The organism is Bacillus smithii (assembly GCF_001050115.1).
Classification (GTDB): domain Bacteria; phylum Bacillota; class Bacilli; order Bacillales; family DSM-4216; genus Bacillus_O; species Bacillus_O smithii.
The window spans coordinates 1,083,811-1,109,233 of record NZ_CP012024.1; the positions used below are offsets into that span (position 1 = coordinate 1,083,811).

Annotated in this window: 22 protein-coding genes; 18 read left to right on the plus strand and 4 right to left on the minus strand. The window is 39.8% G+C overall.

What is annotated here, in order from left to right:
* Positions 1-2 precede the first annotated feature (2 nt).
* Together BSM4216_RS05175 and BSM4216_RS05180 are read left to right on the plus strand one after the other, a co-directional pair.
* The gene (locus BSM4216_RS05175; RefSeq protein ID WP_048622977.1) at positions 3-1,223 is read left to right on the plus strand and encodes an MFS transporter; all 1,221 of its coding nucleotides are present in this window, start codon (positions 3-5) and stop codon (positions 1,221-1,223) included.
* Entirely contained in the window at positions 1,210-3,027 is a 1,818-nt protein-coding gene (locus tag BSM4216_RS05180) for an IucA/IucC family protein (RefSeq protein ID WP_082142264.1), read from the plus strand. The genes BSM4216_RS05175 and BSM4216_RS05180 overlap by 14 nt, the downstream gene beginning before the upstream one ends.
* A 413-nt stretch (positions 3,028-3,440) precedes the next feature.
* Here BSM4216_RS05180 and BSM4216_RS05185 read toward each other — a convergent pair whose 3' ends face one another.
* The 3 genes from BSM4216_RS05185 to BSM4216_RS05195 are packed head-to-tail and all read right to left on the minus strand — an operon-like array spanning position 3,441 to position 6,345.
* Positions 3,441-4,271 carry an ABC transporter ATP-binding protein gene (locus BSM4216_RS05185; RefSeq protein WP_048622978.1) on the minus strand — a complete coding sequence of 277 codons (831 nt, stop codon included), beginning with the start codon at positions 4,269-4,271 and terminating at the stop codon, positions 3,441-3,443.
* Positions 4,272-4,294: 23 nt separating this feature from the next.
* Complete coding sequence (locus tag BSM4216_RS05190; RefSeq protein ID WP_048622979.1) at positions 4,295-5,347, minus strand: FecCD family ABC transporter permease; 1,053 nt, start codon at positions 5,345-5,347, stop codon at positions 4,295-4,297.
* Positions 5,344-6,345, minus strand: coding sequence for a FecCD family ABC transporter permease (locus BSM4216_RS05195; RefSeq protein WP_048622980.1), 1,002 nt, complete (start codon positions 6,343-6,345; stop codon positions 5,344-5,346). The genes BSM4216_RS05190 and BSM4216_RS05195 overlap by 4 nt, the downstream gene beginning before the upstream one ends.
* 193 nt (positions 6,346-6,538) lie before the next feature.
* Between BSM4216_RS05195 and BSM4216_RS05200 the strand changes: the two genes are divergently transcribed.
* The 7 genes from BSM4216_RS05200 to BSM4216_RS05235 all read left to right on the plus strand — a co-directional run bounded on the left by BSM4216_RS05200 (position 6,539) and on the right by BSM4216_RS05235 (position 14,205).
* The gene (locus BSM4216_RS05200) at positions 6,539-7,507 is read left to right on the plus strand and encodes an ABC transporter substrate-binding protein (protein WP_048624406.1); all 969 of its coding nucleotides are present in this window, start codon (positions 6,539-6,541) and stop codon (positions 7,505-7,507) included.
* A gap of 559 nt (positions 7,508-8,066) precedes the next feature.
* Positions 8,067-8,888, plus strand: a complete 822-nt coding sequence (locus tag BSM4216_RS05210) for an ABC transporter ATP-binding protein (protein ID WP_048622982.1) — start codon at positions 8,067-8,069, stop codon at positions 8,886-8,888.
* A 21-nt stretch (positions 8,889-8,909) separates the two neighbouring features.
* Entirely contained in the window at positions 8,910-9,533 is a 624-nt protein-coding gene (locus BSM4216_RS05215; RefSeq protein WP_048622983.1) for a nitroreductase family protein, read from the plus strand.
* 72 nt (positions 9,534-9,605) lie between these two features.
* Positions 9,606-10,547, plus strand: a complete 942-nt coding sequence (locus tag BSM4216_RS05220; protein ID WP_003354245.1) for an ABC transporter substrate-binding protein — start codon at positions 9,606-9,608, stop codon at positions 10,545-10,547.
* An 80-nt stretch (positions 10,548-10,627) separates the two neighbouring features.
* On the plus strand, positions 10,628-11,662 hold the full coding sequence (locus BSM4216_RS05225) for a FecCD family ABC transporter permease (RefSeq protein ID WP_048622984.1): 1,035 nt from the start codon (positions 10,628-10,630) through the stop codon (positions 11,660-11,662).
* Positions 11,659-12,675, plus strand: coding sequence for a FecCD family ABC transporter permease (locus tag BSM4216_RS05230; RefSeq protein ID WP_048622985.1), 1,017 nt, complete (start codon positions 11,659-11,661; stop codon positions 12,673-12,675). The genes BSM4216_RS05225 and BSM4216_RS05230 overlap by 4 nt, the downstream gene beginning before the upstream one ends.
* Before the next feature lie 168 nt (positions 12,676-12,843).
* Positions 12,844-14,205 carry an IS1182 family transposase gene (locus BSM4216_RS05235; RefSeq protein WP_048622333.1) on the plus strand — a complete coding sequence of 454 codons (1,362 nt, stop codon included), beginning with the start codon at positions 12,844-12,846 and terminating at the stop codon, positions 14,203-14,205.
* Between the two features lie 216 nt (positions 14,206-14,421).
* Here the strand turns inward: BSM4216_RS05235 and BSM4216_RS05240 are convergent, their stop codons facing one another.
* On the minus strand, positions 14,422-15,144 hold the full coding sequence (locus BSM4216_RS05240; RefSeq protein ID WP_048622986.1) for an HAD family hydrolase: 723 nt from the start codon (positions 15,142-15,144) through the stop codon (positions 14,422-14,424).
* Positions 15,145-15,269: 125 nt separating this feature from the next.
* Between BSM4216_RS05240 and BSM4216_RS05245 the strand changes: the two genes are divergently transcribed.
* The 9 genes from BSM4216_RS05245 (at position 15,270) to BSM4216_RS05285 (ending at position 24,747) form a co-directional block, all read left to right on the plus strand.
* Complete coding sequence (locus BSM4216_RS05245; protein WP_244878046.1) at positions 15,270-15,866, plus strand: Gfo/Idh/MocA family protein; 597 nt, start codon at positions 15,270-15,272, stop codon at positions 15,864-15,866.
* 11 nt (positions 15,867-15,877) lie between these two features.
* Positions 15,878-16,849 (plus strand): sugar phosphate isomerase/epimerase family protein, encoded by a 972-nt coding sequence (locus BSM4216_RS05250; RefSeq protein ID WP_048622987.1) that lies wholly within the window; start codon positions 15,878-15,880, stop codon positions 16,847-16,849.
* A 62-nt stretch (positions 16,850-16,911) separates the two neighbouring features.
* Positions 16,912-17,970, plus strand: a complete 1,059-nt coding sequence (locus BSM4216_RS05255; protein WP_244878047.1) for a zinc-dependent alcohol dehydrogenase family protein — start codon at positions 16,912-16,914, stop codon at positions 17,968-17,970.
* Between the two features lie 23 nt (positions 17,971-17,993).
* Positions 17,994-18,833 carry a sugar phosphate isomerase/epimerase family protein gene (locus tag BSM4216_RS05260; protein ID WP_048622988.1) on the plus strand — a complete coding sequence of 280 codons (840 nt, stop codon included), beginning with the start codon at positions 17,994-17,996 and terminating at the stop codon, positions 18,831-18,833.
* A 596-nt stretch (positions 18,834-19,429) separates the two neighbouring features.
* Positions 19,430-19,828, plus strand: coding sequence for a DoxX family protein (locus tag BSM4216_RS05265; RefSeq protein ID WP_048622989.1), 399 nt, complete (start codon positions 19,430-19,432; stop codon positions 19,826-19,828).
* 217 nt (positions 19,829-20,045) lie between these two features.
* Positions 20,046-20,996: a ring-cleaving dioxygenase gene (locus BSM4216_RS05270; RefSeq protein WP_048622990.1), complete on the plus strand. Its 951-nt coding sequence runs from the start codon at positions 20,046-20,048 to the stop codon at positions 20,994-20,996.
* Positions 20,997-21,115: 119 nt separating this feature from the next.
* Positions 21,116-21,721 carry an alpha/beta hydrolase gene (locus BSM4216_RS05275; RefSeq protein WP_048622991.1) on the plus strand — a complete coding sequence of 202 codons (606 nt, stop codon included), beginning with the start codon at positions 21,116-21,118 and terminating at the stop codon, positions 21,719-21,721.
* Positions 21,722-22,195: 474 nt separating this feature from the next.
* Positions 22,196-22,996 (plus strand): VOC family protein, encoded by an 801-nt coding sequence (locus BSM4216_RS05280; RefSeq protein ID WP_244878048.1) that lies wholly within the window; start codon positions 22,196-22,198, stop codon positions 22,994-22,996.
* A gap of 476 nt (positions 22,997-23,472) precedes the next feature.
* The gene (locus BSM4216_RS05285; protein WP_048624409.1) at positions 23,473-24,747 is read left to right on the plus strand and encodes an Nramp family divalent metal transporter; all 1,275 of its coding nucleotides are present in this window, start codon (positions 23,473-23,475) and stop codon (positions 24,745-24,747) included.
* Positions 24,748-25,423: the final 676 nt, after the last annotated feature.

Here is a 25,423-nt window from a genome sequence, read left to right on the forward strand (position 1 = left end):
AAATGACGAACAGGGAAAAAGGATTTATTTACAGTTGTTTACTGTTTACGTTGATATCAGAAATGCTGTTATCCCCGTTTTATCCGCAGCTATTTTCCGGCTATTTTCAAGTGGATGGGGTGCAAGCAACGAGCTTCTTTATCATTTGTTGTCGCCTTGTTGTGATTGTGATGACACCATTGTGGGCGATGATTTGGAAATTAAGAGATTTTCAGAAATGTATACCAATCTTGTTGACGGCTATGGGAGGGTGCAAAATCCTCCTCCCTATGGGCCATACTTTCCTTTATTTTTTAATCGTTTCACTTATTTTACTCTGTTTCCAAAGCGGAATTTATTTGCTTTATCCGACGCTCGTGGCTGCAAGCAAAAATGAGGAAGAAAAAGTAAGAGCCACGACGACTTATTTATGGATCTTTCATGGGAGTGTGGTCGTATCGGGAATGGCTGGAAGCTTTATGGTGAACCAGCCGTTCCCGTTCGATAGCTATTACGTTTTTGCATTCATAGATTTCGTTTTTGCGATCGCAAGTGGCTTTATTTTCTCTCGCAATGAAGCGATGAGAAAAAGGGGGTGTGTAAAAAAGAAAGAAGATTCCGTTAAAAGAAAAAGTAGAAGGTGGTCGGTGGAATTTTTAGGATATTTGCTCACTGTCTTTCTCTTTTATATTGGACATAATGCCATACGTCCCTACTTTACGGTTTTTCTTGACGACAGATTTGGCCTAACAAAACAAGTATCAAGCTTGTTATATGTATTACCAAGTATTGTGGCGATTGTACTGCAATTTTTATTGCCGAAGCGTTATTTAAAAACGCATATGAAAGCCATTTTCATTAGCTTAACGGGTATAACCGGGGGATTGCTTATTATCCAATCGGCTGCCAGAAGCATATGGTTGTTTGTTTTCATTCGAATCTTGTATGGTATGTGTTTTTTTGTAAGTCTGGCGGCATTAGATCTTTTATTTTTCCAAATGGGAATCGGAAAAAAAGCGCCATTGTCTTATAGTATTGTCTCGTCGATGCAAAATGTTTCCCTGCTTTTATCGCCGATGGCTGCTTTGATGATGGTGCAGCATAACGGCTTGGAAGCACCTTTCCTCCTGTGTGGTTTTCTTTTATTGGGTTCGACACTGAGCATAATCGTGAGTTCTATCCATATGGATCCATCATCTTCAAATTCAATGAAAAGGGGAGTTGAACGTCGTGAAAATTTGTGATACGCCTGTCCATATGATAACAGAAAAAGCTTTTCAAGAAGCCGATCAACGACTTTTAGCCAAAATGATTCAAGAGTTCATGTATGAGGAAATTATAATACCTAAGGTAATCAGTGAGGATGAGTCAGAAGGCATTCGGTATTGCGAATGGAAAGATCAAAAAGGAAATGTTTACTATTTCCAGGCAAAACCTCGCCTATTTGACAGTTATTATGTTTTATCAGAGAGCATCAAAGTGGTAACGAATGAAAAAAGCGATATACCACAGTCTCTTGCTTTTTTGTTAAGTATAAAAGAGGAAGGAAACATGTCAAGTTCTACGGCGGGACATTTAGTAAAAGAGTATTTACATACATTAGTAGCAGATACTCATTTGAAAGAAAGATCAAAGTTATCGCAAGACCTGATTTTATTAGATTATTCGGAATTGGAAGGAGAAATGACGGGGCATCCTTGGATCACATACAATAAAGGCCGTATTGGATTCGGGTATGATGACTATGTCAAATACGCACCGGAGCAAAAGAAAAAGGTCCAGCTGTCATGGATTGCCGTTCATCGAAATATTGGCACTTTTCATTCGGTAGACGGTTTATCTTATCAGCATGTGATCGAACAAGAACTTGGTGAAAAAACCTATCAGCTTTTTCTGGAAAAGCTGGAAGAAGCAGGAGTCAAAGCGAAGGATTATTATTTCATGCCCATACATGCGTGGCAATGGAACAATGTGATTGTGTCTATGTTTGCTGCTGAAATAGCAAGAAAAGAGTTGATTCCGTTAGGAGAAGGAGAAGATGAATATCTGCCTCAACAGTCGATTCGCACTTTTGTGAATGTAACAAACAAGGAAAAGTTTCATGTGAAGCTGCCGATGAGCATTTTTAATACACTTGTCTATAGGGGATTACCGAGCGAGAGAACGGTGATCGCTCCCGAAGTAACGACGTATATGAAAAATATTCTGGAAAACGATTGGTTTTTAAAGGAAGAATGCCGCCTTGGTCTGTTGGGAGAAGTGGCGACCATCAATGTCGATCACCGCACGTATACGAAATTAAAAGGAGCTCCTTATCAATATCTTGAAATGCTTGGTGTGGTGTGGAGAGAAAGCGTCTATAAGGAACTGAAAGAAGGTGAGCGAGCGATTACACTTGCAGCATTGTTACATGTAGACCATGAAGGAACTCCGTTCGTATCCAAATTAGTGGAACGATCCGGTCTTACGGTAGAACAGTGGGTGAAAAAGCTTGCAAAAGCGATTTTGCCACCGTTGCTTCATTATTTATATCAGTACGGTACCGTGTTTTCACCGCATGGCCAAAATACGGTGCTTGTGTTAAAAGATTACAAGCCAGAGCGCATCATTATGAAAGATTTTGTCGATGATGTCAATATTAGCGACCAGCCTCTTCCGGAACTTGAGGTGTTGTCTCCCGAGTTGAAAAAAGTATTGCGCAGCGAGCCGCCTGAAGGATTGACACAATTTATTTTAACCGGATTATTTATTTGTCATTTCCGGTATTTAAGCAACATTTTACAGGAAAAAGAACAATTTTCTGAGTATCGTTTTTGGGGCATAGTTCGTGAAGAAATCCTTTCATATCAAAGAAGATTTTCTCATTTACAAGACCGATTCAAGCTCTTTGATTTGTTGCGTCCAACGTTTACAAAGTTGGCACTGAATCGAAATCGCATGTTCGATTATGGTTATGCAGACGGAGAGGATCGTCCGCATGCCAGCGAGTATGGAGAAGTGTCGAATGCACTGTATGAAGTAGCCATTCAGACTAGCAAGAAGAAGTAATTATCGTTTTTGCGTTAAAAACGTTTATGATCCCACCCCCTATCATATAAATTCTCAATATTAAAGGGCGAACTTCAATGAATGAACCATTCATTGAAGTTCTTTTACATCTTGTAAAAGAGAAACCATGGTAGTATTAATTAGTCATAAACAAGGAGCAGTTCTCTGCCAATCTTCAAATAAGATCTGCCTGTTGTGAATGGATGATTTCATGTTTTTTATTAGCCGTTATAAAGATTAGCAGAACAACTGAAAATGATGAATCTAAATCAAACAGATAGCCGACCAGTTGTACAAAAAATGAGTAGAATAAAGTAGAAAGGATTCATTCGATTCATATGATCATTTTCATTGCAAATGAGCCGGTCGTTTTATAAAAAACAGCATGTTTGTTTGTTATTTCGTTTTCTTGATTAGTAGTCCGCCGCTCGTAGTGTTGGGCCGGCTTTTTGTACAATCCGGCGTCCTTTTCCGTGGGGAAGACACATCGGTGTGCCGAAAATAGGGTCAACCGCAATTTGGCAATCGATTTGAAAGACATCTTTGACAAGTTCGCATGTTACCACTTCTTCAGGTTTTCCTTGGTCATATACCTTTTTATCATGAATGGCGACCAAATGATGAGCATAGCGACACGCTAAATTTAAATCGTGCAGCACCATTACAATCGTGCGTTTTTTTGTTTCATTTAATTCAAATAGCAAATCTAAAATTTCAATTTGATGAGCCATATCTAAATACGTAGTAGGTTCGTCTAATAAAATCGTGTCAGTGTCTTGGGCCAGCGTCATGGCAATCCACGCTCTTTGCCTCTGGCCTCCTGAAAGGGAATCCACAGGACGGTCTGCCAGTTTCTCCATTCCTGTCAGTTTTAATGCTTCTAGAACTTTATTTTCGTCTTCCTCTGACCATTGTTGAAACCACCTTTGATGGGGGTAGCGTCCTTGTTTAACCAACTGCAATACGGTAATCCCTTCCGGTGCAATAGGGCCTTGAGGGAGAATGGCAAGCTGTTTTGCCACTTCTTTTGTTGGCAGCTTCAAAATCTGCTTTCCATCTAATAGGATCGTCCCGTTAGCCGGTTTAAGCAATCGAGCTAAAGATTGTAACAATGTGGATTTGCCACATCCATTACTGCCAATAAAAACCGTAATTTCCCCTTTAGGGATTTGTAAGTCCAACTCTTCAATGATGATGTTGTCTCCATATGATAAAGTCAATGATTTTGTTTCAATGGCTTCCATGTCATTCTCTCCTTTCTAAGCAATTACTGATTCCTTTGTTTCAATAAAAGATAGACAAAATAGGGGGCTCCAATAGACGCCGTAAAAACACCAGCCGGAACTTCAATGGGTAAAAACAGTGTTCTTCCAACCAGATCAGCCAGTAAAACTAAAAGAGCTCCCATGATAGCAGATGAAGGAAGCAGATACCCAAAGGAAGATCCGACTAATCTCCGACTGATATGAGGGGCCAGCAATCCTACAAAACCAATCGTTCCTCCAAAAGCAACTGCGCTGCCGATTAAACCTGTGCAAATCAATAAAAACAGGAAACGATATGTATGGACACGATTTCCTGCACTTTTGGCGATTGGTTCGCCTAATTCTTGAATGTTTATGTCCCGAATGATGAGGAAACTGATCAACATTAATACAGTCGTAATCGGCAATAGTATGTTTACATCTTGCCAGTCAGATCCATAGACAGTTCCCGTAATCCAAATATTGGCTTGACTCGCACGGTAAATAGGACTGGTAATCATAAAGAGTGTCGTAGTGGCCTTCATGAAAGCAGATAAACCGATTCCAATTAACACTAAACGAATAGGGGAAAGATTCCTGCCATGGTTGGCTAAGATATATAAAAGCAGTGCAACGACGGTGGCTCCTACGAATGCACTCAAAGGCAACCATTGAATGCTGACGGTCAAATTATTATCTTTGTCACTAAAGAAAGTCAAAAAGAGCACAACCGCAGTAGCGGCTCCTCCTGTAATCCCCATAATGTCAGGAGAAGCTAGAGGATTGCGCGTCATTCCTTGTAGAATGGCACCGGCTACAGCCAAACTGCTTCCCACTAAAATAGCAATGAGAATCCGAGGAAGTCGAAAATGGGTCACCACTAATTGTTCAAATGCATTTCCTTTTCCGACTAATACCTCGATCACATGAAATGGGTTGATAAACGTTTCTCCCAAGCTTGCGCTGATTGTAAAACAAGCGAGCAAAAGGATAAAAAGAAACAGAATAAGAAATAAAGACTTTTTACTGATTAAAAAAGAAAAGTACTTGGTTCGTAAAGACAGATGATTTTTCATAACGCTTCTCCTTTCTTGCGCGCTATGTAAATGAAAAAGGGAACCCCTATGAAAGCCGTCAACACGCCTACGGGTACTTCTTCGGGCATTAAAATATATCTGGCGCCAATATCCGCGATAATCAAAAAAATTCCACCTAAAACAGAACAATAAGGGAGAACCCAACGATGGTCATTTCCCACCAGCCAACGGGCAACATGCGGAATCATGACACCCACGAAACTGATCGGACCGGCAACCGCAACGGCCCCTCCGGCCAAGAGGACTACCATTAAAGACATAAGGAGTTTGACCATCCCTGTTCGTTGGCCCAATCCCTTCGCCAATTTCTCACCCATGACTAAAATATTGATTTGCTTTCCTAATAAAAAGGAACAAGCAAGAGCAAAAATCATATAGGGAAGTACTGCAAAAAGAATCTCAAGCTTTCGTCCTTGAACAGATCCTGCTAGCCAAAATAAAACTTGATCTAAAGAAGATTCGTTGATAACAAGCAGCCCTTGGGTCAATGAGCCGAACATAGCCGCAATCGCAGCACCCGCCAATGTCATTTTCATCGGTGTAAGACCATCTTTACCCAGTGATCCAAGGCAGTAGACAATAAAAGAGGCAATGGCAGCTCCTAGAAAAGCGATCCATGTAAAGGAATGGAGCGAACTAACAGAAAAAAAGATAACAGCGACTACTATAAAGAGGCCGGCACCAGCATTTACTCCCATAATGTCAGGAGAAGCAAGAGGATTTTTGGTAAGTGCTTGCATAAGAGCTCCCGCTACAGCTAAACAACCACCTACCGACGCGCCAATCAAAGCCCTTGGCAAACGAACATTTTTTATCACAAGTTGAGTATTTGAGCCGTTAAAATGTTGAAAAGTATTTATCACTGCTTGTACGTTTGTATCGGTGTATCCTAAGATGATGCTCAAACCAATACAAATCACTAAAAGAATGAATCCCCCGATTAATCCAACCAATCGTGTCGTAAAGCTGCTTAACATAAGGTCTTTCTCCTTGTCTATTTAATCGATTTCAACATACTTGTTCATTAATAGTCTAGAAAATTAATAATAAACTGTCAATGACTATGATAATCATTTTCAATTAATCATTGACAACCGGCTCTATCACTCATAATATGGTATTTGAGAATGAAAATTACTATCAATTATCTCGGGAGGGAATAATATGCAAATGGTTTCTACCAAACTAACTACTTTTTTACTTATTCTTGTTGCTGTCTTTGCTCTGGGAGCTTGTAGCAGCAGCGGAGATACATCTTCGGAGAAAACCACCGCTTCTCCGAGCACCAGCTATACGGTCAAACATGCCATGGGTACTACAAAGATTAAAGGGACACCGAAACGTGTTGTAATTTTAACCAATGAAGGGACAGAAGCTTTGCTTGCGATGGGTGTGAAACCGGTTGGAGCTGTTCAATCATGGGAAGGGAATCCTTGGTATGATCATATTAAAGATCAGATGAAAGGCGTCAAAGTAGTAGGTACAGAAGACCAACCAAATTTAGAAGAAATCGCTTCATTGAAACCGGATTTGATTATTGGGAATAAAATGCGCCAAGAAAAAATTTATAAACAATTAAGCGCTATTGCGCCTACTGTTTTTTCTGATGTACTACGCGGAGATTGGAAAGAAAATTTCAAACTTTATGCGAAAGCTTTACATAAAGAAAAAGAAGGCAATGAAGTCATTGCCAAATTTGATAATCGTGTAAAGGAATTGAAGCAAAAGCTAGGGGACAAAACAAAGATGAAAGTTTCTGTCGTTCGATTTGTTCCAGGGGATGTTCGGATTTATCATAGAGACACCTTTTCAGGAGTGATTTTAGACCAACTAGGATTTGCTCGCCCTGCCTCACAAGATAAAAACGACTTTGCAGAACAACACGTAACAAAAGAGCGTGCGTCTGCTATGGATGGCGATATTCTTTTCTATTTCACTTATGATACCGGTGACAATAAAGGAAATGAATTAGAAAAGGATTGGATTTCTGATCCGATTTTCAAAAATTTATCCGTTTCGAAGAATCATAAAGTTTATAAAGTGGACGATGCTATTTGGAATACGGCAGGCGGTGTCATCGCTGCTAATTTAATGTTGGATGATATTGAAAAATATTTTCTCAATGATCAGCAATCTTAAGAACAATGTTGTTGAGAACGGTTTTTGGTTATTAAAACATGGTTTCATACACGTTTTTCATAAAAAGATTGATGTCATCATATCGTATTATGGCTGAATTTTCACTCGATTGATTTTACTCAAACGTTTTTGTAAAAGCCCAGGCTGACTCAATATGTTATGGAGTCAGCCTGCATGTAGGCTGCGAGTTCCTTTTTAGTCAAAAGCTTTCTTACTTTTTTGCAATAGGTGTGGAATTTCTTTTTAACTGATTTGAAGAATAAAATCAGATATTTCGATATCCTTATATCCTGTTTCGGCTTTGTATTTTATCTTTTTCTGAAAAGGGATTTTCTCCGCTTTCGCTTTATTGATTTTTTTTGTAGGATTACACAAAATGATGTAAGGGACTAAGCTGTGTTTCTTAAGAAATAATCTTGACACTAGCGATTCCACGTTTATAATTGAAAATGATTATCATTATAATAATTGCGGTTTTCATGACATAAAAGCGATTTCGCGGATAAAACCAAACAATACAGGCGGAGATCGGGTCATTTTAAAAGAAAGGAGGATCGCAATGCCTTACTTAGCTACTGAAAATCTTGATATTTCATATGGGGAAAGGAAAATCGTTCAGGATCTGAATTTGAAAATCCCTAAAGGGAAAATGACCATTATTATAGGTCCTAATGGCTGTGGAAAATCCACTACGTTAAAAACGTTGGCGCGCATCATGCAACCAAAGAAAGGCACTGTTTATTTGGACGGCAAAGCCATTCATAAACAATCGACGAAGGAGATTGCCAAGAAGATGGCTATTTTGCCGCAGGCACCGGATGCGCCATCAGGGCTGACGGTTTTTGAACTGGTCACATATGGCCGTTTTCCTCATCAAAGCGGTTTTGGAAGAATAACAGCGGAAGACAAAAAAATCATTCATTGGGCGTTAACTGTCACAGGAACATTACCATTTAAAGATCGTCCGGTCGATGCTTTATCTGGCGGGCAAAGACAGCGTGTCTGGATTGCCATGGCACTTGCCCAACAAACGGACTCCATCTTACTAGATGAACCTACCACGTATTTGGATTTAGCGCATCAACTGGAAGTACTCGAGCTTCTTAAGGAATTAAATAAAAAAGAAGATCGAACAGTTGTCATGGTTTTGCACGATTTGAATCATGCAGCCAGATTTGCCGATTATATGGTTGCTATGTGCGATGGGCGAATCGTATGTGAAGGGGAGCCAGAGAAAGTGATGACGACTGAAATATTAAAGAAGGTCTTTCAGATTGACGCAGAAATTGTGCAAGATCCGAGAACGAAAAGACCTGTGTGTCTGACTTACGATTTGCTGAAAGATGAGCAACTTGACATTGGAAAAGCGGCGGGGATCTGATATAAGGAGAAGGTGGAGCTTATGGAGACGCTAAAACCGGAATCTTCCATCGAATCGGTCATTGTATCAAGAAGAACGATTCGAGTAACAAAAGAAATTCCCATTCCTTTGCAAGAAGTGGAACACTTGTTGGAAATGGCTGCTTATGCACCCTTTCACAGCAAAGTGGAACCTTGGTCTGTCACCATCGTATCTACTGAGGATGAGAAAAAGTATTTTTTGAATTGTGTGATGAATAGTTACGAAAGAACCGGAGTGTTGGCTGCTTATTCTGAAGAGCGTGTGAATAAAATAAGAGAGGCGTATGAGCAGTATTTTTCATCAACTCCCATTACGTTAATTGTAGCAACGGATCTCTTTGGAGATGAACAAAAAGACTTTGAATCCATAGGAGCTACTTGTGCGTTTATTCAAAACCTTCAATTATTATGTTGGGAGAAAAATATAGGGGTTGTGTGGCGGACTAATCCTTATATTCATGATCCGATATTTGCAAAAGAGTTAGGGATCCCATCTTCTAAAAAAATCATAGGTTCTGTTCATTTAGGATACATAGATGAAGAGAAAATACCGAAAGCAAAACCAAGAAGAGCGTTACAGGAGTGGGTTCATTCTCTTTCACTTTCCGTCGATACAAAACTCTAGCAAATGTTCAAAAAGCCCATTTATATAACAGCATCAATTAGTCATTTTAAGAAATGTATAGGAGGAAACACCATGAAGAACAAAATGTCTTTAGCGCTTATCGTCGCATTATTTTTAACACTTACTATATTTTCTGGGTGCTCTAATAAAAAAGAAGAAGCCAAAGAGGATAATAAAACTAGAGTGGTCAGCACGCTCAAAGGCGATGTGAAAATTCCGGCGAATCCGAAACGCATTGCGGATATTTCCGGTGCCAGCGAAGACTTGCTCATCTTAGGTCATACGCCGGTGGCGACCGCCAACAGTGATGCCTATAACATAAAAGAGTTCCCAAGCTATCTGAAAGATAAAATGAAGAATGCAAAAATTGTAGGCTATAACATGAACGATACGATGGATGTAGAAGCGATATTGGATACGAATCCTGATTTGATTATCATGAGCGAAAGACAAGAAAAAATTTATGATCAATTGAAAAAGATTGCACCCGTTGTTGTAATGAAGGATTATGGAAATGATTGGAGAGCCAGAATGATGGATGTCGCCAAGTTATTTGGTCAAGAAAAAGATGCCAAAAAATGGCTGAGCGCTTATGACCAAAAGGCGAAAGAAGATGGAAAAGAAATTGCAGCTAAAAACGGGGATCAAACGTATTTATCCGTATTAGCGAGCGGCGGCCAATTCTTTGTATTAGCCGATGCCGGTGTGGGGTCCATTCTTTATGATGATATGAAGTTGAAAAAACCAGCTAATCTGCCAAAACAAAAAGGAATTACATTGCCTGTAGTGACGATTGAAGGATTATCCAAAATTGATGCCGATCACATCATTATGATTGCCACCGATGCAGATAAGAAAAATTTAGAAAGCAATCCTGTGTGGAAATCGATGAGAGCTGTGAAAGAAGGGAATGTAACATTCCTTAATAGCTCCCCTTACTTTACTCAATGTTATCAACCAATCGGAAAAGAACTTCTGCTAGATGACATAAAAGAAAAAGTAACAAAGAAATAGGATAGTAAGCAGGGTTGACGAAAGGAATAGTCCTACCTTTTGTCAGCCCGTATTGCTTTTTCAGGAGGAGCAAATACACAATGGATGAAATATCACAAGTATATCATCAAAAATTGACGTCTCGGCGAGTCATCATGACGATTTCTCTCTTGATAGTTGGGTTGATACTGTTGGTTTTTGGTATTGGACTTTCCATCTCTCTAGGAGCGAAAGACATCAGTTTTTCGACCGTCATGAACAGTATCTTTACGAGAAAACATGCTTTAGACTCTCAAATTGTGAGAGATGTGAGATTGCCTAGAGCAGTCGCAGCGGCTCTGGTTGGAGCATTCCTGGCCGTATCAGGCGCCGTTATGCAAGGAATGACAAGGAATCCGATTGCAGAACCCTCCGTTTTAGGCATCACTCAAGGCGCCACTCTCACTATATCCATTGCTTTTGCAATGCAAGCGAAAATAGGTGGCGCAGGCTTTATGTTTATTGCGTTTATAGGTGCAAGTTTGAGTGGATTACTAGTATATTTTCTCAGCTCCAGGTCGAAAAATGGTGTGGATCCCGCCAAGCTGGCTTTAGCCGGAACAGCGCTCGGGACTTTGTTTATATCAGTGGCGGTGGCCATTGCCATGTACCACAATTTATCACAGCAATTGAGTTTTTGGATTGTAGGTGGATTGACAACGGCAAAATGGGAAGGGGTCCAGTTGCTCTTTTTCGCAGGGATTTGGGGAGTCATTGCGGCCATCATCCTTTCACCGAGCATTACCATCTTAAGCTTAGGGGAAGAAGTTGCGATTGGTCTAGGGAAAAAGACAAATACTGTAAGAATAATGGGAATCATCATCGTTATTTTGTTAAGTGGTAGTTCCGTAGCAGTGGCGGGAAATATTGCTTTTGTAGGGCTTATAGTGCCTCAGATAGTAAGAAGTTTGGTTGGGCCGGATTATCGATTGATTATTCCTTGTTCATTTGTGTTGGGGGCTACTTTGCTAGTGTTTAGCGATATCATCGCAAGAATGATCAATCAGCCTTACGAAACTCCCGTAGGTTCCATAACAGCTCTATTAGGAGTGCCGTTTTTTCTGTATCTTGTAAGAAAGGGTGCTAGAGTGTCATGATCACATATGGTAAACGGAAAAGAGTGATTTGGATTACAACGGTTTTTATAATTCTTATTCTATTCACGATTCTGATTAGTTTACAATTAGGCTCTTTTTCGATCAAACCATGGGAAGTCGTTCAAACCTTTCTTGGACAAGGTACTAGAAAACAAGAAATCGTTCTCTTTAGTATGAGACTCCCCAGAATTGTGATGGCGATACTGGTAGGTACCGCTTTAGCCGTATCTGGCGCCATTCTTCAAAGCATCACCAAAAACGATTTAGCGGATCCTGGCATCATGGGAATTAGTTCGGGAGCGGCGTTAGCTGTCGTGATGTACATATATTTTATGAACGGGAATGTTTACGACGGGGTAAGTAATTTAACTATATGGACGATGCCTGTTGTAGCTTTCTTTGGATCGATATTGGGGGCCGTGCTCATCTACTTGTTTGCCTGGAAAAAAGGGATCAATCCTACAAGATTGATTTTAATCGGGATCGGAATAAACTCTGCTTTTCAAGCTCTCATGATTATCTTTCAACTTCGATTTACCACACAGGAATTTAATAGAGTAATGGTTTGGATTTCAGGCAGCATATGGGGGACTAGTTGGATATATGTCATCACCATATTACCATGGATCATAGTCTTTCTGTTTTTCGCAATTTATAAGGCAAGATTTTTAGATGTTTTCCTTTTAGGCGATCACTTGTCCATCGGATTAGGCGTTCAAGTGGAAAAAGCACGACGGATACTGATTCTTTTTGCGGTTGCATTGGCCGGAGTCGCTACTTCTGTCGCAGGAACGATCTCTTTTTTAGGTCTGATTTCTCCGCATATTGCCAGAAAATTAGTAGGTCCGAAACATAAGTTGTTATTGCCCGTGTCAGCCTTAGTAGGGACGCTCCTTTTGTTAATATCCGATACGATCGCAAGAAATATTGTAGCACCCGCAGAGATACCGGTTGGAATCGTTGTGTCGATCATTGGAGTTCCATACTTTCTTTATTTAATGGTAAAAGAATAATATTTAATGATCATGTAAGAGCTCCTTTTTTTGCACTTGCTGTATATACATATATTTCTTAGAAAAGATTGTACTAAAAGAACATAAACTTTTTTCGAACTTTCTAATAAGGAGAAAGAAGCGTTTTTTTGTATAATTAAGATACCGTAATGAATTGAGGTGGATGAAGTGCTAACAAAAAATACACAGATGAATCGTGATCAAATAGAAATGATAGCTTTAGACCAACTTGTACCTGCAGATCATTTGGTTCGTAAAATCGACGCTGCTATTGATTTTTCATTTATCTATTCGCTTGTTCAAGACATGTATTCATCGGAAAGAGGTCGACCAAGTATTGATCCAGTTGTATTGATTAAAATGGCTTTCATCCAATATACCTTCGGTATTCGTTCCATGCGAAAAACTATAGAGGAAATCGAAACGAATCTGGCTTACCGTTGGTTTCTTGGATTTGGTTTTTATGATAAGGTACCTCACTTTTCAACGTTTGGGAAAAACTACGAGCGACGCTTTAAGGATACAGACTTATTTGAACAGATATTCTATCGCATTTTGAAAGAAGCTGCAGATAAGAAGCTGATAAGCAGTGAGCATGTCTTTATTGATTCTACTCATGTCAAAGCGAGTGCGAATAAGCATAAATTTGAGAAGAAAGTGGTTCGAAAAGAAACGAAAGCCTATCAAGCACGTCTACAAGATGAGATAAATGCTGATCGAGAAGCACATGGAAAAAAGCCATTTCCTCCAGATAAATTTGGGAAAGAAGAATATAAAGAAATAAAAGAAAGTACCACTGATCCGGAAAGTGGTTACTACGTAAAAGACGAGCGAACAAAACAGTTTGCTTACTCATTCCATGCTGCTGCGGATCGAAATGGCTTTGTTTTGGGGGCTATTGTAACGCCAGGGAATATTCATGACAGTTCCGTATTGGAGCCACTTCTTGAAAAAGTCATAGAAAAACATGGAAAACCGGTTGTAGTTGCTGCTGACGCTGGATATAAAACTCCCGCCGTTGCCCAATACATATTTGAAAATGATATGACCCCTGCTTTACCTTATACTCGCCCTCGTACAAAGGATGGTTATTTCAAAAAACATGAGTATGTTTACGATGAATACTACGATTGTTATCTTTGTCCGCAAGGACAAGTGTTAAAATATGCAACTACGACGAAGGAAGGCTATCGTCAATATTTTTCTGATCCAGTCCAGTGTAAAGATTGTCCATTCCTTTCGAAGTGCACCCAAAGTAAGGAGCATAAAAAACTGATTCAGCGACATGTATGGGAATTTTATTTAGAGGAAGCTGATCATCTTCGGCATACACAAGAGAATAAGAGCATTTATGCAAGACGGAAAGAAACCATTGAACGTGTTTTTGCTGATGCAAAGGAAAAGCATGGTATGCGTTGGACAACCTTAAGAGGTCTAAAAAAATTGTCCATGCAGGCGATGCTAACTTTTGCTGCAATGAATTTGAAAAAGATGGCTTGCTGGACATGGAAAAGTCCAGCAATAACATAAAATAGACCCCTGGAGGGGTCTATTCCAAACATTTGAAAGCATAAAAGTGACAAAAGGCATCCGAAAGCGCACATTCGGATGCCTTTTGTCTACACTCTGAGAAAACCATATTCTTTCGATAAGAATATGGTTTTCTTTTTTAGTCCTGCTAAATTTAGAACATCATCTCATCCAATTGTCCGATAAAGAGCTTTAGACATTGTCACTTTGTTGAGTTTAGTTTGGGATCTGGATCGTTTGTAAAACTTCTTCCAGTTCTAAAATAGACGGGCATATATACACTTTTGAATGATAAGAAGGGTCTGGCAAAGTGGAAGAAGGATGGATCCATACAGCTTTAAGACCGGCTTTCACCGAACCTTCTATATCATTTAACCAAGAATCTCCAACGTAGATAGCCTCTTCACGATTCTTATTTAATTTATCTAAAACATAATAAAATGCTTTAGGATTGGGTTTTTCAAAACCGATCTCCTCTGAAATAAAAATATGGGTAGGTTTAATGATTTGATCCAGTCCCATTCTCTTTATTTTTTCTTTTTGCTCTGATTTTTTCCCGTTTGTTAAAATCGCAAGTTCATAATGGCTTTTTATGGACGTCAACAGATGATGTAGCGTAAAGTCTGGAGTGATCCTATCTAATAAATTCTGAAAAAACTCTTGAAAATACTGCTGAGATTCTTCAACCGTAATATCAATTTGAAAATCGTTTAACGTTTTTATTAATCTTTGTTGACGCAATTCATCTAAAGATATGACATTTTGGGAATGGAGGTTCCATAATTCTTTATCATATCTTTTAAATAAAGAGAGAAATTTATGATAATCAAGGTTTTTCGTTAAATGAGAAGAGTGGAAAACATCCTTATTTGCTTCTTCCCAATACGATTGAAAGGGCAATAATGTATTATCTAAATCCATTAAGACTAGTTTAATCAATAGGATCCTACCTTTCTTTTGGAGATCAATTTCATTTTCTTCTAAGGAAAAGGCCAAGCTGCCAAACCACAGAAAAGTAGTTTTATTTTAATTCTTGAATGATAAAAAATCTGTAGTGGAAAAAAATGAAAATTAGAATAACCGGCAAAAAAATTGTGGAAGTATTTGCTGATTTGGCCACGGTGATACCGATTAGGAAAAAACCATCATCCCATGTCACGACGTTTGGAACACAAAAAGGACAGGAAGCATCCGAAGATGTTCCGATACAAACAGAAGATTATGCTTCTGTCCTTGTACGTTTTGAAGATGGAGCAAGAGGTGTTTTCACGGTTTCACAAGTAAGCGCCGGAAGAAAAAACAGGCTCAGTTTTGAAATTGATGGCAGCCAAAAATCGGCCTATTGGAATCAAGAAGAACCTGAGAAATTATGGATTGGGCATCGGGACAGGCCGAATGAAATTCTCTTAGCGGATCCTGCTTTATTCACGCCGAAAGCAAGATCATATATTCATCATCCTGGGGGACACAATGAAGGTTGGCCGGACTCTTTAAAAAATATGATGCTCCATTTTTATACCTTTATTCAAGAAGGCAAAGACCCGCTGAGAGATAAAGCAAATTTTGCCACATTTGAAGATGGTCATGTATCGATGTGTATTACGGATGCCATTTTAGAAAGTCATGAACAACAAAAATGGGTGAAAGTGAAGGCAGATTAGGAGGTACATTCATGAAACTAGGCGTATTTACCGTTCTTTATCAAAATCTTCCGTTTGAAGAGATGTTAGATAAGCTGTGCGAGATGGGGGTAGAGGCGGTTGAGCTGGGAACAGGCAATTATCCGGGAAACAGCCATTGCGATCCGGACGAGCTGCTCAATAATCCTGAAAAAATCAGATCTTTTTTACATGCGATCGAAAGCAGAGGGTTAACCATCAGCGGATTAAGCTGTCATGGAAATCCCCTTCACCCGAATAAAAAGGCTGCAAAAGAAGCTCATGAGGTTTGGAGGAAAACGGTTCTGTTGGCAGAACGTCTAGAAGTGCCCGTGATCAATGGATTTGCCGGATGTCCGGGCGATCACGAAAATGCGAAGTTTCCAAACTGGGTCACTTGTTCCTGGCCGCCGGAATATTTAGAAATTCTAGATTGGCAATGGAACCAAGTCGTTATTCCTTATTGGAAAGAAGAATCCAAGTTTGCGGAGTCACACGGAATTAAGAAGATTGCCTTTGAAATGCATCCTGGTTTTGTTGTTTACAATCCGGAAACTTTACTAAAATTAAGGGAACATGTCGGACCTGCCATCGGTGCCAACTTTGATCCAAGCCATCTCGTTTGGCAAGGGATTCATCCCGTTGAGGCGATTAAAAAATTAGGAAAAGAAAATGCCATTTTTCATTTCCATGCAAAAGATATTTATCTGGATGAAGCGAATATTCGTGTCAATGGCGTATTGGATACAAAACATTACAGCGATATTTTGAATCGCTCCTGGACATTTAGATCCGTTGGATACGGTATGGATGAAAAGGCATGGAAAGATATGCTCAGCGCTCTTAGCGCCGTTGGGTATGATTATGTGGTTTCCATTGAACACGAGGATATGCTTGCTTCCATAGATGAAGGCTTAGGCAAGGCGATTTCTTTATTAAAAGGAGCGCTCTTCAAAGAGCCGGTAGAAGAAATGTGGTGGGCTTAATTTCTATGAAATTTTCGAAAACGATTGATCTTATATGATTGTCTCTTGGGGCCTGCTGCATAATGATTACAGGGGAGTGGATCACGAAAATGAAAGCGGTTATATTTCCTGGAGATAAAAAGGTGGAAGTGCGAGAATATCCCATTCCGACTCCAGGACCAGGTGAAGTGTTAATCAAAATGAAAGCGTCAGCCATTTGCCGAAGCGATATGAGCTTATATTACGGCGACCCTGTTGTCGGCGGAGAAAAGGCGAAAACAGGGTCCATTATTCCGGGACATGAACCGGCAGGAGAAATTGTTCAAGTAGGAGAAGGTGTACATTCCTACTATCCCGGAGACCAGGTGGCTGTTTATTTAGCATTGGGCTGTGGAGAATGTTCATATTGTAAAAGCGGTTATAAAATGTTTTGTAAAGAATTTCAATGCATTGGATTTGACGCTCATGGCGGAGATGCTGACTACATGGTGGCTCCGGCTGAAAATTGTATGAAAATTCCCGATGAAATGAGTTTTGTTGCTGCTGCCGTCTCTACTGATGCCATTGGCACATTATACCATGCACAAAAGAGGCTGGGGATCTCCGGAAGAGATGTCTTAGTGATTTTTGGTTTAGGGCCAATGGGCGGTGCGGGTGTCATGATCGCCAAAGGATTGGGGGCAACGGTCATTGCCGTAGATATGCTGGATGAACGGCTGCAAGTTGCAAAAGAGCTTGGAGCGGATTATATCGTTAATGGTAAAAAGGTCAATGTACTGGAAGAAATCTTTCGGATTACAAATGGCCGTGGCGCAGATGCTGCCATTGATTGTTCCGGAAACGCGCAAGCTGAAAATAATGCGTTGGATTGTGTCCGCCCTCACGGACGAGTCGCATGGATTGGCGAGAGCAAAAGCACAACGATTAAGCCAAGTGATCAGTTCATTCGTAAACAAATAACAGTTATAGGTTCTTGGTATTTCCCCATTCATGAATATGAGGAAATTGCGCAATTTATCATCCGAAAAAAATTGCCCGTCGAAAAATTGGTCACTCATCGATTTAAGTTGGAAGAGGCTGAAACAGCTTTTCGGCTGTTTGATGAGCGCAAAACGGAAAAAGCGGTATTTGTTTGGGAATGAATTTTGAAAAGGGGATGTACAAGATGAAGGGTATATCTTTTAATACTTGGGTTTACAGCAGTTTTCCAACTTGGGTTCCTTCTTATCCGTTAGAAGAAGTGATTAAACGAATTTCGTCATTTGGCTATGATGCGATTGAAATAGGATGCGCCAGTCCGCATGCGTGGCCGGACTATTTATCAAATGAAAGAAGACGAGAGATTTTAAAATTATTAAAAGAAAAGAACTTAAAAGTATCAGCAATGTTGCCCGCTCCAGGCGGCGGGCCGGGGATGAATCCGAGTTCTCCTCTGGCGGAAGAAAGAAAGTTTACCATCAACCATTACAAAGAAGTGGTACGGCTAGCTTCTGAATGGGAATGTCCAACCGTTATCTGGGTTGCCGGCTGGGTTGTCCATGGCACTTCTCAACAAGATGCGTGGAATTATAGTTTGCAAGGTTTAATAGATGTAGCCAATTTCGCCAAAAAACATGGGGTGACGATGGTAGTAGAACCTACTCCTGCGGACAGCAATTTAATTGAAACAGCCGATGATGCCTTGCTTTTAAGGGAACAAACAGGCTTATCCAATGTAAAAGTAATGTTTGACACTTTCCATGCTTTATACAGAAATGAAGTGCCAAGCGATTATGCTTATCGAATGGGAGAATACCTTCACCACGTCCACATTTCTGATCATGACCGACTTCCGCCCGGACAAGGAAGAGGCGATTTTCCATCTTTATTAAAAGCGTTAAAAGATATTCATTATGACGGTTATTTGTCAATGGAAGTAGGATTTCATACGAGACAATCAGAACCTGATTGGTATGCAAGAACGTCAATCGAATATTTAAAAGCGAAATTAGCAGAATTGGATTAATGGAAAAAAAAGAGTTCAACCGATGTCAGGAAGAGCTTGCCGGATCCAAAAGGTTGTGTCCACTATAGGGCACAACCTTTTTTAGCATAAAAAGAAAAATTCCTGTTATTTGGGTGTTGATTCGGCAGGAAGAAACAGCTTTTATTCGAATACTATGTGAACAATCAAAATAAAATTCAAAGGAAACCAATGTTTTATGGAGGTTTTGATCGATCTCATAATTTTTTCACTATACGATAAATGCTTTATTTGATCCTGCCATCACGCTCATTTTTATTTTGTTCTTTCCTTTTGCGGATTGAACAAAAAATACCATTCAATAAAATTTTCCAATCTACAACATAAGAGTTGACAAAAGATTGGATGTGCGTTACTATTATCTCAAATTCAAGATACTTGGATTTAAGATAATGAGGTGGAAGAAAACGAATATAAGGGGGGTGGAAATAACAAGATGATGATGTCTGTTGGTTTTTAGACAGGATGGAATAGTGGAACGTTTCCTTAGTATGAATAAGGAAAGCGCACCCTAAGCACGGGGCGAGAATGGGCCCCTTCAATATAGATCAAAATAAATTTTAAAGGAGGAGAAAATGATGATGAGTATTGGTTTGTTAATTATTCGTTTAGTGATTGGATTATCGTTTGTCGGCCATGGAGCTCAAAAATTGTTCGGCTGGTTTGGAGGCTATGGAATAAAGGGCACCGGTCAATGGATGGAATCGATTGGCATTAAACCAGGTGCAACGATGGCTTTTCTGGCCGGTTTAGCAGAATTTGCAGGGGGATTGTTATTCGCTCTAGGATTACTAACACCTCTTGCGGGAATCATGATCGCTGCGACCATGATCGTTGCGATTGCAAAAGTTCACGGACCGAATGGATTTTGGGCGACACAAAATGGTTATGAATTGAATCTTATATTAATTGCAGTTGCCATTGGGGTTGCTCTTACAGGTCCTGGCCAATATGCTTTGGATGCCGTTCTTTTCTAAAACGATTTTGTCCAAAATGTGAGGGAATCAAAAGAGAATTTAAAGTAAATGAGTATGGAGGGGCAATAGAGTGAATCAGCCATTATAGAATCCATTATAGAAAATTTGCCCCTTCTTTTTTAACATGCAAAAGCGAGGAAGATACTTGTATTTTTAGAAAATGATCCATACTTGCTTCATCAGGAAAGGAATCAATCTATTCAAGGAGAGAAGAATGATGGGGAAGAAAACAAAAGGGATCCATCACATCACAGCCATTGTGGGGAATCCGCAGGAAAATGTCGACTTTTATGCTGGTGTGCTGGGATTGCGATTGGTGAAGAAAACGATTAATTTCGATGATCCGGGCACTTACCACTTTTATTTTGGCAATGAAGCCGGAAAACCGGGCACGATTATCACCTTTTTCCCATGGCCAGATGGGCGCAGAGGGAAAATCGGCGACGGACAAGTGGGAGTGACAACATATGTTGTTCCAAAAGGCGCTATGCTGTTTTGGGAACAAAGGCTCGAGAAATTCCACGTTCCATTTTCCAAACTAGAACGATTTGGCGAACAATATTTACGTTTGAGCGATCCTCATGGGTTGGAAATAGAATTGGTGGAGAGAAAAGAAGGAGACAACAGCCAATGGAGTTTTGGCGGCGTGACCTCTGATGTCGCCATTAAAGGTTTTGGAGGAGCCGTTCTTTTCTCTGCCGATCCTGAAAAAACAGCTGAATTGCTCGAAAACGTACTGGGGCTTGAACAAGCAGGAGAGGAAGGAGAATATATCCGTTTTCGGTCGACAAGCGACATTGGGAATGTGGTTGATTTGAAAACATCTCCAACCGGCCGCGGTCAAGTAGGGGTCGGAACGGTCCATCATATCGCTTGGCGTACAGAGAATGACGAGGATCAGTTGGATTGGAAAGAACGCATCGAAAAACACGGATATCCAGTAACGCCTGTACAGGACAGAAATTATTTTCACTCTATTTACTTCAGAGAATATGGGAAAATTTTATTTGAAATGGCCACAGACCCACCGGGATTTGCCATTGATGAAGAACCGGAAAAATTAGGAGAAAATTTAATGCTGCCTGAGTGGTATGAACCGTACAGAAGCAAATTGGAACAAATTTTGCCGTCTATTCAAGTAAGAGAATTGGACAAAACTCAGAAGTAAAAATTTCTTTTTAAAAGCAGGACTAGATGATTGGGATTCGATCATTGATCCAATCCATAAGAAAATCGGAAATTGAATGAGCCGTCTTCCTTGTTATGAGGTATGAAAGGAGAAAAATCATGAGACATCTATTTCAACAAGGCCGCGATCCGGCGAAGCCCACTTTTCTTTTGCTTCATGGAACAGGGGGCAATGAATCGGACCTATTGCCTCTGGCCGGTATGATCGACCCGGATGCTTCCGTTTTAAGTGTACGCGGAAATGTGCTGGAAAACGGAATGCCTCGTTTCTTTAGAAGATTGGCGGAAGGCGTATTCGATGAAAAAGATCTTGTGTTCCGTACGAAAGAATTATATGAGTTTCTAGACGAAGCATCAAAGAAGTATTCATTCGATCGAAAAAATATAGTGGCTATTGGATATTCCAACGGAGCTAATATCGCCGGAAGCTTACTGTTTCATTATCAAGATGCGTTGAAAGGAGCCATTCTCTTTCATCCGATGGTTCCAAGAAGAGGGATTGATTTGCCGCATCTGTCAGAGACAAAGGTATTCATCGCAGCGGGCACAAATGATCCCATCTGTTCTCCGCAGGAATCATCGGAACTTCAACTTTTATTAGAACAAGCACATGCGAAAGTTGACATTCACTGGGAGAATAAAGGCCATCAATTAACATTGGATGAAATTCAAGCCGCTGCTAAATGGTATCAAGAAATGTTTTGATATCTAAAAACCATGTATTCTGATATTTTGTGCGAATTTTGAAAAAGATGATGATGCGAAATGGAGCAGCTTTGTGGACAATAAGCAAATGAGAAATGTTTGGCTGAATTGAACAATGAGGAAAACATAGCAGCAACATTAACAATCGGAAAATGGAAGCAGGTTGAATGGAATCATTTTTGAACGTTGTCTGTTTTGGCTTTAAAAGAATAAAAACATACTATTATAACGGCAAGGCACGAATGACCACCTCATTCATGTATTTTCAAATATATTTTTCATGATCAAGATTGTTACTTTACAGTTTTTAATTACAATAATAAAATTACTTACGTAAAGTAACTATATAAATTTTGAAAACTACTTTTTTACAACTGAAGGTAAGTAAATGAATTTCATTATTTATTCAAAGAGAGGGAATTAATATGGAATTTCATCCCGCCCCATACGTTTGTGGGACAAGTGGACTTAAAAGTGGCCAATTTAGAACGTTCTCTTGCGTTTTACCAAAACGTGATAGGTTTTCAAATACTGGAACAATCAAAAAAGAAGGCGGTCCTTACAGCGGATGGAAAAACGCCTCTGGTAACCATTGAGCAACCGGAAAATGTGATACCGAAACAGCCGCATAGAACCGGTTTGTACCATTTTGCCATCCTACTGCCTACACGTTCGGACTTGGCGAAAGTATTGCTGCATTTTATTCAAATTCGCTATCCATTGCAAGGGGGATCGGATCACCTTGTAAGTGAAGCGCTCTATTTAGCGGATCCTGACGGAAACGGAATTGAGATTTATGCAGATCGTCCATCATCTACATGGAATTGGAACAATGGGGAAGTGGTCATGTCAACAGAGCCGCTGGATGTAGAAAATTTGCTTGCAGAAGGAAGAGATGGATCGTGGAAAGGACTTCCTTCCGATACAGTTATTGGACATATTCATTTGCACGTTTCCGAATTGCAAAAAACGGAGCAATTTTATCGTGAAGGGCTTGGATTTGATATTGTAAGCCGATATGGTCGACAGGCGTTATTTATCTCGACAGGCGGCTATCATCATCATATTGGATTAAATACTTGGAACGGGGTGGGAATACCTGCGCCTTCAGAAAATAGCGTCGGATTGAAAAAGTTTTCTCTTGTCCTCCCGAGCGATGAAGCTCGAAATCAAATCATCGACCGGTTGCGGAAAATCGATGCTTCCGTGACAGAAGAAAACGATATATACATGACAAAAGATCCTTCAGGAAATCAGATTCAGCTGTTGGTGTAAGTTTGAATCATTTTCCAAGATTTTCAGCGGAACTCCAATGCTTTTTGAGAAGTTGATTTTTGAAACCAATAAACGTTCTTGCAGCACTCTTCCTTAAATCGGGTGAAAGAGTGCTGTTTTTTTATAACGGACCTATGCATGTCTCTTTCATTCTATACGTGAAATGATTTTAGAAGGGAGAAATGGAAACATTTTATATTTTGTCATAATAGATAAGTCCTGAACGGAGCATTGTTGATAGAATAATTCTTTCTAGCACAAAATATGGACTGAATATGGATGCTTTGCCATAATGGTGAATGGATTAAGATGTATGGATGTATCTCACCAGGCTATGCGAGTAAGAATTAGTGCAAAATAATTTACATTTTTGCATGAATGATTTAAGATGAAAACAATTATTTTTTCCTTAAGTAAACTTTTTTGTAGAAGTATTACTTTTAGGTGTTTATGCAAAAATGAGAGGATCATTCGTAATGAACAATCATGATAAGAATAAACAAATTATTTATACAGCCCAGGCGGTTTTAGAGGGCAAAATCAAAGGATGGAAAGGCATTTTTCCTTTCTTGGGTCCGGCGTTTATTGCTTCTGTCGCCTATATGGATCCGGGCAACTTTGCAACCAATATCACAGCGGGATCTAAATATGGCTATGCGTTGTTATGGGTGATTGCGGCATCCAATTTAATGGCGGTGCTGATTCAATCTTTATCCGCTAAATTAGGAATTGCAACAGGCCGTAACTTGCCTGAGGTAGCAAGGGGATATTTTTCAAAACCTGTTTCCGTCTTTTTATGGATTCAAAGTGAATTAGTGATCATCGCAACGGATTTGGCTGAGTTTATTGGTTCATCATTAGGGCTTCACTTGCTTTTCGGGGTGCCTATGGTTCCTGCCGCTCTTATCACCGCTATTGCATCTTTTGTGATTTTGGAATGTCAGCGCCGTGGTTTTCGTTCATTGGAAACCGTGATTGTCGTCATGATTTCCATGGTGGTTTTATCGTTTGCGGTCCAAACGGTTCTGGCAAAACCTGATGTGGGAGCCGTTGCCGAAGGCTTGTTGACGCCGAAGTTTATAGGAGCAGACAGTATTCTGCTCGCTTCCGGCATTCTCGGGGCGACGGTCATGCCTCATGCTATTTACCTTCATTCTTCTTTGACTCAAAATCGTATAGTGGGAAAAGGCGAGTTAGAGAAAAAGAAAATATTTCAATTTGAGTTTTTGGACATCCTTTTTGCGATGTTAATATCGGGTGCCATCAATATGGCCATGTTGATTGTAGCCGCGGCCTTATTCCATAAAAATGGTTATGTTGTAGAAGATTTGGACAAAGCCTTTTACCTTTTCCATCATTTATCCGGTACTGCAGCTGCCGCTTTTTTTGGTCTTGGTTTGTTAATTGCTGGCTTGTCGAGCTCTTCCGTCGGGACGATGGCTGGTGATGTGGTCATGCAAGGATTTATTAACAAAAGAATACCTATTTATGTCCGGCGATTCATTACAATGGTGCCGCCGTTGGCCATTATTATAAGCGGCATTAATCCTACAAAAGCGTTGGTAGTCAGCCAAGTTGTTTTATCTTTTGGCATTGCTTTCGCTTTAATTCCGCTCATTATTTTTACAAGCAAGCGAAAAATTATGGGGATTCTTGTGAATCATCGCATGACAACCGTCATTAGCTGGATTGTCGCAACGCTAGTCATTTTACTAAATCTTTTTATCCTTTTTCATACTTTTGTTGGATAGATTGAAAAACTTAAAAAAATAAAATTGTGTTCATCCATCAGATGCACTGTCATAAAATCATGAATGAGTAAAACCTTTACGAATTTCAGCATAAAATGAGGATTCGTAAAGGTTTTTTTATGAATAAGATGTAATAGTGAGCATGTTCTAGATTCATTCTTCCACTGGCGTTCTCTATTGTCAAAAGTCTGCTTTTTCATTAACCTGTATAAGGACTCTTTTTCAATCTCCTTTTCAGCCTTTGCCGGGATTACTGCTTTTTCGTCTTGAAACTGGGATTATAATAAAACGTGGAATGGATGAAGGGGGAAATGGTTACAATGCCGATCTTTCGGGAGCTTGGAGAAGTCGTGCGATCTATTCTATTATTTTCAAAGAATGGGTTTGAGAAATTATCTATATTGTAATAATGGATAGAAAATAAAAAATTCCGGCAGAACTTTTAATGGTATAGATAGGTCTTTTAGAATGTCATCATCATGATGACATTTCATTTTGATCGTACGGTCGATGGAGAGGACGAGTGAATGGACTGTATCCATGATCGCCTAACTTTTAAACTCATAATGGATTCTTCCCGAAAATAAACAAAGGCTAAATTCTTTTTTCTTGAGAAATAGGATTTTTAGAAGATATGAGTTTTTCTACCGTTGAACGAATGGTGAAAATGATAAAA